The following is a 6,995-nucleotide window of genomic DNA, read 5'->3' as shown; positions in this document are numbered from 1 at the left end:
AGCGCATGCGTGCCGCCGTCGGTCAGCATGATCTGCGCGGGCTCCGCATGGACGCCGTGCTGCGCGAGCCGCCACGCGAGTTGCTGGCGCAACGCGGGCAGCCCGAGCGGTGTCGCGTAGTCGGTCAGCGCGTCGGGTTCGTCGCGCGACACCGCGCGCAGCGCACGTCGCAGGCTCTCGTCCGGCAACCACGACGACGGCAGCCAGCCGCAACCGGGCTTCACCGAGCCGGGCGCCGCCTCGAGCGACTGGCGCGACAGCCACAGCGGATCGAGTTCGCGATCGAGGCGCGGGCCGAGTTCGGCGAGCGCGAGCGGCGGCGCGTGGCCCGACACGTAGAAGCCGGAGCCGCGCCGCGCGACGAGCACGCCTTCGCTCGCGAGCCGCTCGTACGCATCGACGACGGTCGATTTCGATACGTGCAGCGCGTCGGCCATCATCCGGATCGACGGCACGCGCGCGCCGGGCATCAGCGCGCGGCTCGCGATCCGCGCGCGCAGCGTATCCATCACGGTTTCCACGCGCGTGCGCGACGGCGCGGGCGGAGCAGGGTCTTGCACGGAACGGCTCATGGCGAGAGGGAACTGTACGGCCGGTTGTCCAGTACAGTTTGTCCGAATTGTATTGGGCTGTAGCTTACGCGCTTTTCGCGGGCGGCGGATCATCGGTCATCCACCTTGTTCCGACCAGGATTTCCCGTGCAAAAGACGACCGACGGATGGCTCAGCGGCCTGCTGGGCGTGATCATCTTCAGTGGCTCGCTGCCCGCGACGCGCATCGCGGTGCAGGGGCTCGACCCGCTGTTCCTCACGTTCGCGCGCGCGACGATCGCCGGCGTGCTCGGCCTGATCCTGCTCGTCGCGCTGAAGCAGAAGCGGCCGACGCGTGTCGAGACCGCGTCGCTCATCGTCGTCGCGCTCGGGGTCGTGGTCGGTTTTCCGCTGCTGACCGCGCTCGCGCTCAAGCACGTGACGTCCGCGCATGCGATCGTGTTCGTCGGGCTGCTGCCGCTCGCGACCGCGCTGTTCGGCGTCTGGCGCGGCGGCGAACGGCCGCGGCTGCCGTTCTGGGTCTTCTCGCTGGTCGGCAGCGGCGCGGTGGCCGCGTTCGCGCTGCGCAACGGCGGTCGAGCGTCGGTGGCGGGCGATGCGTTGATGCTGGCCGCGATCGTCGCGTGCGGGCTCGGCTATGCGGAGGGCGCGCGGCTGTCGCGCCAGCTCGGCGGCTGGCAGGTGATCTCGTGGGCGCTCGTGCTGTCGCTGCCGGTGATGCTGCCGCTCACGTGGTTCACGTGGCCCGCGACGTTCGACGGCGTCGACGCCGCCGCGCTGTGGGGGCTCGCATATGTGTCGCTGTTCAGCATGCTGATCGGCTTCGTGTTCTGGTATCGCGGCCTCGCGCTCGGCGGGATCGCGGGCGTCGGCCAGTTGCAGCTGCTGCAGCCGTTCTTCGGTTTCCTGCTCGCGGCCGGGCTGCTGCACGAGACGGTGCCGCCGTCGATGCTCGTCGTGACGGTCGTGGTCGTCGGCTGCGTGGCCGGTGCGAAGTATTTCTCGAAGATGGCGCCGGTGCGGCGCGCGGGCTGATTCACGCACGGAGCGGTCGCGCGACGACGTGACGGGTGCCGCCCGTGCGCCGTCGCGCGTGCACCGTTTACCCCATCACCACGTTCGCGAGCCGAAACTGGTACGCGGTCGCGGTCGTGCCGCCACCGCCGCCCGTCATCACGATGTCGGCGCTCTTGATGCCGAGCAGCGACAGTTCGGTGTTGATGTCGGACAGCACGGCCGAATTCATCACCGCGCCCTGTTCGATCTGCGACGCGGTGCCGATCCACAGCGTCGGCTTGAACTCGAACACGGCCTTCTGGCCCGGCACGATCCCCGTCTTGTGCGCGAGCAGCCGGTTGTCCTTGAAGACCGACGCGGTGATCGCTCCCTGGCTCAGGTCGTTGCGCAGCTGGATCTCGCGCGACGTCGGGGCGGGGCCGGCGAGCGCGAGCACGTTGCCCGACGTCGAGCGCGACACGTTGAAGACCTGTCCGTTGTCCGCGCGCTTTTGCGGCATGTAGTTGCCGTCGGCATCGCTCGCGGAGACGGTCGTCAACAACGGGAACACGAACGGATGGTTGTCGCCGCGTCCGCAGTTGGTGATGACCTTCCACGCGATCGCGAGCTCGTCGAAGTCCGTCGACACGTTCTTCTGGAAGATCACGATCTGGCTGTTGTTGACGTCGTTCGACAGGTTGACGAAGTTGAGATTGATGTCCATGAGTCACCTTGATTCGATTCGGATAACTGATTGAACGGGCGCCGGCCGTGCATCGCCGGCGCACGGACCGTTACGCCATCACCACGTTTTCCAGCCGGAACGTGAACGGCGTCGAGCGCGGGCCGGGGCCGCCGCCGGTCATCACGATGTCGGCGCTCGCGATGCCGAGCAGCGACAGTTCCGTGTTGATGTCGGAGATCACCGCGGAATTCATCAGCGCGCCCTGTTCGATCTGCGACGCGACACCGATCCAGATCGTCGGCTTGAACTGGAACACCGCCTTCTGGCCCGGCGCGACGGAGGTCTTGCGCGCGAGCGCGTTGCCGTCCTTGTAGATCGTCGCGTTGATCGCACCGGCCGGCAGGTCGTTGCGCACCTGCACCTCGGAGCTCGCGCCCGGGTCGCCGCCGAGCTGCAGCACGTCGCCCGAGCTGGAGCGCACGACCTGGAACACCTGGCCGTTCGCCGCGACCTGCTGCGGCATGTAGTTGCCCCAGCTGTCGCTCGCGCTCACGCTCATCGTCATCGGGAACTTGAACGGATGGTTGTCGCCCTGGCCGCAATTGCGGATCACCTTCCACGCGATCGCGAGTTCGTCGAAGTCGGTCGCCACGTTCTTCTGGAAAATCACGACGCTCGAGTTGTTGGCGTCGTTCGAGCGGTTGATCAGGTTCAGTTGGATATCCACGTCGTTGCTCCTTGAGTTTGAAAAAACGGCAGTCGGTCTGCCGCACACCTTTCCCGCCGGCCCGGCCGCGAAGCCGTGCCGTCAAGCCGGTTCAAGCCTGTCGGGCGGCACTACGCGCGCACGATATGTTCGAGCGCGAACGCGAACGGCTGCGCGTCGGTGCCGGTGCCGCCGCCCGTCATCACGATGTCGGCCGCGGCGACGCCCGCCAGCGGCAGCATCGTGTTCGCGCTCGACATCACCGCCGCGTGCAGTGCGCGGCTTTCCTGTATCTGCGACGCCACGCCGATCCACAGCGTCGGCGTGAAGCGGAACACCGCCTTCTGCCCGGGCGCGACCGCTTCCTTCACCGCGATCAGCCGGCCCGCGCTGAACGCGTTGACGTTCACGGCGCCGCGCCGCAGCCGATTGACGATTTCGATGTCGCCGCCCGGTGCGTCGGCCGGGTCGGGCACGAGCCGCCCGCGTCCGGTCGGCTGCGCGTCGATCACGAAGCGCACGCCGGCGGGCGCCGCGACGCGCGGCGAGAAGTTGCCGTGCTCGTCGCCGAGCGCGACGTCGATGTCGGTCGAGTAGTCGAACGGATGGAAGCAGTCGCGTCCGCAATAACGGATCACCTTCCACGCGATCGCGAACGTATCCAGATCGGGGATCACGTCGCGCTGGAACAGCACGACCTCGCTGTTGCCGCAGTCGTTCGAACGGTTCACGAAGCGGAGCTTGATGTTCATGATGCTTGCTCCTCATCCGGCGTGCCGCGTTCGTCGCGCAGCGTGCGGTCGGCCCACTGCGCGAGCGCGGGCGCGACGCCGTTCGCGAGCGACGCGACGTGCAGCGCATGCGCACGCGCCTGCGCCTGCAGGTCGCCGGCGAAGCGCCCGAGCGCCATCGCGGCATCGGCCGGGCCGCGCGTGCGGCCGAGATCGTCGAGGTATTGCGCGGCCGCGTCGGCCATCGCGCCCGCGTGCTGGAGGTGGCTCTGCGTGAAGCGCGTCGCGAGATCCGCGTTCAGGGCCGCCAGCTCCTTGACCGCGGCGGCCGAACTGCCGAGCCCGAACCGTTCGAGCTGGCCGCGCCACAGTGCGTCGGTCGCGGCCTGGCATGCATCCGTGTAGCGATGGCCGGCGAGCAGCGCGGTGTGCGCGAACGCGCGCCACGCGGGGCCGCCGGATGTACCGCCGGTGCCGGTCGTCTGCGCGGCGAGCTTGCCGAACAGCTGGAGCGCGTCGGCGTGCGCGCGTTCCCATTGGGCGATGAACGTGGAGAACATGGCGATTCCTCGTGAAGAAGGAGCGATGACGGCGCGACGGCAGCCGCTACGCGGATTACCGACGCGCGGCGCCGAGGCGCTGCACCATCTGCATCACGGCGGCCATCTGCGGCGCGTCGCGGCGGTAGAAGCCGGGTTGGAGCGGATCGGTGCTCGTATAACCCCAGAAATCCCAGCAGCCGAGCGGATTGACGGCCGATTTCTCGACCTGCGGATACAGCACGATCAGCCGGTTCGTGTCGGCGATCTCGTTGTAGCCGACGCCGCGAATCATCCGCTCGCCGACGGTCGCGACGTTCTGCACGCAGCCGTGGAAGACGACGTGCACCGCGCAGGTCGCGCGTTCGCAATCGGCCGGCACGTACGCATAGCCCGTATCGCCGAGCGACGCGCGGCGCTGCGGATCGAACGCGCGCTGGTCGAACGCCAGCAGCTTGCCGCCAGCCTGCGCGGCGGGCGCGTTGAGCGGCTTGTCGGGCGTGCCGTAGATCCAGCGCACGATGTCGTGCGCCTGCTGGAAGCCGCAGTTGTCGATATACGGGCTCGCATTCGCACTGCACGCGTTGTCCTCGGGGCGGTTCGTGATGAACGCATGCCCGGCGTCCGGCGATTGGCGATACTGAAGGTTCGCGGCCGGAACCTGCGCGAGCGTGTAGAAGCGCGCGGTCTGGTCGACGACGCGCGTGAACACCACCGTATCCTTCGCCCCGCTGAACACATAGATGCGCTGGCCGTGCAGGTTGACCGGATCGTCGATCTCGTCGCGCTGCGCGAACGTGCGCGCGGCGCGCCATGCGTCGGCCGCGGAGGGCGCGGGGCCGATCGGCTGCATGCACAGCGTGGTCGCGGCCACCGCCGGCGGGATCAGCGCGTTCACGCCCGCGCAATAGAACGGCCCGCCCGCGACGATGCCCGCGCCGATCAGCCGGCTCGAGAACGCGACGTCGAACTGCGCGGCCATGAAGCCGCCGGACGACAGCCCCGACACCGACGTGCGCTGCAGGTCGGCGCCGTATGCGGGAAGCGGATCGGCGGGGGCGGCGAGCGCGGCGTGCGGCGCGAGCGCAGCCAGGGCGGCGACGGCAACGGTAACGGTGGCGGTGACGGCGGCGCAAGCGGCGCCCAGCGCGCGGCGCACTACGTGCGAGGCGGCGGTGCGGGGCAGAGTCGTGCGGCCGGGCGAGCGGGTGACGTTCATGCGGGGCTCCTGTCGTGACGAGTGGTGAATGACAAGGGTTGTAACGGTACGGATGCAGCAAGACTTCAGCGACGGTTTCAGCTTACGGGCAGCCGACGCGCTGCGAAATGGCGCGAACGACACGCACGACGACCCGTGACGTTCGGCCGGTGCGGCGTCACGGCGCTCACGACAGAAACAGCGCGCGCTCGGCCCGGCGGCGCTTCGTGAGGCCCGCGAGCGGCTTGCCGCCGGCCTTGTTCCAGACGAGGAACTGGTCGGCCGCCCGCGCGCTCGCGCCGGCGTTCAGGTAGCGCAGCAAGGTCGACGAGCGCAGCCGTCCGGCGCCGAGGTTGAAGACGAACGACATCAGCGCATCGAACTGCTGCTGCGTGACCGGCACGCGCAACAGCTTGCGCAGGTTCAGCTCGGCGCCGCGCAGGTCATGCCGCAGCAGCGCCTCCGCTTCGGCCGGCGTCAGCGGGCGCGTGAAGCGCTCGTTCGGCAGGATCAGGTGCCCGTAGCCGATCGTCGGCTTGCCGACCGCGTCGAGATAGCGCGCGAGCCGCAGCCCCTCGAACTGCTTGATCAGCGCGATGCCTTGCTCGCCGGTGCGTTCAGGCTGGTTCGCCATCGTCGTTCTCCTTGCTGCCCGGCCGTGCGCGCGGCACCAGGCGATGCGTGTATTCGTCGATCACGCGCATGATCGCTTCGGGCGGCGGCAGCGCCGCGAACTGCATTTCGATGTCGATGTGCTCGGTGTCGCGCTGCCGCGCACTGCCCGGCGCGGCGTCCTTCTTCTCCGAGCGCGGCGCGAACGTCACGTAGAAGCGGCCGCGCTGGTCGTCGTTGCCCGAGATGCCGCCGGCCGGCAGCGCCTCGGTGAAGTCGCCGCGCACGGTCAGGTGCACGACCATCCGGTCGAGCGCGAGCCCGCGCGGCGTGGCGAGCGCGACGAGCGGCACCGGCATCGTGTGCTCCGCGTCGAGTGCGACCGTGACCTCGCGCGGCGCGAGCAGGCCGTCGTCGCGCAGATCGAAGAACTGGTCGAGCACGGCGGTGTACTGGTGCGCGAGTAGCTGGTTCGCGGCGGCCGCCGCGTGCTGCATCCCGCGCGCGATCTCGTCGAGCGCGATGCCGCGCGGCGGCGGGCGTTCGTCGTCGGCCGGGGCGCCGGGCGGCGGCGTGGGCGGCGCAGGTGGCGTCGGCGAAGCGGGTGGTGTCGGCGAAGCGGGCGACACAGGCGCAGCGGGCGGCAAGCCGCCGGTCGATGCGCCGGCCGCGGCGGCCGGGGCATCATTCACGCCCGACGCGGCGCCGGCCGGCCAGCCGGCGGAACCGGGTGTCGCGTGGCGCGGCGGATCGACGCCTGCCGCCGCCGGCACCGCGCCGCCCGTGCCGGCGACCGCGTCCGGGCCCGCGCCAGCGACCGCGCCGCCACGGCCTGCCACCGCCCCGGCCGCCGGCGGGACCGGCCCGTCCGGTTCCTGCCGGGCAGTGCTGCCACCCGGACGCGCATCCGCGTCGTCGTGCCCGCCGCCGCCCGCGCGGCGCGACCGTCTGAAGAGCCTGAACATGGCCGGTCCGCG

The 6,995-nt window shown here is 70.2% G+C and carries 9 protein-coding genes; 1 reads left to right on the top strand and 8 read right to left on the bottom strand.

Translation table 11 applies throughout. From position 1 onward, the window contains the following. Positions 1 to 572 (bottom strand): GntR family transcriptional regulator (locus U4Z31_RS28095; protein WP_321812034.1); only part of this gene is annotated, 572 nt, incomplete at its 3' end. A 126-nt stretch (positions 573 to 698) separates the two neighbouring features. Here U4Z31_RS28095 and U4Z31_RS28090 point away from each other — a divergent pair. Next, a complete protein-coding gene (locus U4Z31_RS28090) occupies positions 699 to 1,586 on the top strand; it encodes a DMT family transporter (RefSeq protein WP_124485338.1) in 888 nt (295 codons plus the stop codon). A gap of 67 nt (positions 1,587 to 1,653) precedes the next feature. Here U4Z31_RS28090 and U4Z31_RS28085 read toward each other — a convergent pair whose 3' ends face one another. The 7 genes from U4Z31_RS28085 to U4Z31_RS28055 form a co-directional block, all read right to left on the bottom strand. Further along, the gene (locus tag U4Z31_RS28085; RefSeq protein ID WP_044848965.1) at positions 1,654 to 2,271 is read right to left on the bottom strand and encodes a hypothetical protein; all 618 of its coding nucleotides are present in this window, start codon (positions 2,269 to 2,271) and stop codon (positions 1,654 to 1,656) included. Positions 2,272 to 2,341: 70 nt separating this feature from the next. Then, entirely contained in the window at positions 2,342 to 2,959 is a 618-nt protein-coding gene (locus U4Z31_RS28080) for a hypothetical protein (protein WP_044848966.1), read from the bottom strand. A 110-nt stretch (positions 2,960 to 3,069) separates the two neighbouring features. Beyond that, positions 3,070 to 3,690: a hypothetical protein gene (locus U4Z31_RS28075; RefSeq protein ID WP_321798852.1), complete on the bottom strand. Its 621-nt coding sequence runs from the start codon at positions 3,688 to 3,690 to the stop codon at positions 3,070 to 3,072. After that, positions 3,687 to 4,229, bottom strand: a complete 543-nt coding sequence (locus U4Z31_RS28070; protein WP_321812033.1) for a hypothetical protein — start codon at positions 4,227 to 4,229, stop codon at positions 3,687 to 3,689. The genes U4Z31_RS28075 and U4Z31_RS28070 overlap by 4 nt, the downstream gene beginning before the upstream one ends. 55 nt (positions 4,230 to 4,284) lie before the next feature. Continuing rightward, on the bottom strand, positions 4,285 to 5,427 hold the full coding sequence (locus U4Z31_RS28065) for a poly(3-hydroxybutyrate) depolymerase (RefSeq protein WP_321812032.1): 1,143 nt from the start codon (positions 5,425 to 5,427) through the stop codon (positions 4,285 to 4,287). Positions 5,428 to 5,593: 166 nt separating this feature from the next. Next, positions 5,594 to 6,040, bottom strand: a complete 447-nt coding sequence (locus U4Z31_RS28060; protein WP_044848970.1) for a lysozyme — start codon at positions 6,038 to 6,040, stop codon at positions 5,594 to 5,596. Beyond that, complete coding sequence (locus U4Z31_RS28055; RefSeq protein ID WP_321812031.1) at positions 6,024 to 6,983, bottom strand: DUF2589 domain-containing protein; 960 nt, start codon at positions 6,981 to 6,983, stop codon at positions 6,024 to 6,026. The genes U4Z31_RS28060 and U4Z31_RS28055 overlap by 17 nt, the downstream gene beginning before the upstream one ends. Positions 6,984 to 6,995 lie beyond the last annotated feature (12 nt).

The sequence above is a fragment of the Burkholderia sp. BCC1985 genome (genome assembly GCF_905339915.1).
Taxonomy (GTDB): domain Bacteria; phylum Pseudomonadota; class Gammaproteobacteria; order Burkholderiales; family Burkholderiaceae; genus Burkholderia.
The sequence above is the reverse complement of the archived record's forward strand: the minus strand, read 5'-3'. Positions and strand labels throughout refer to the sequence as shown.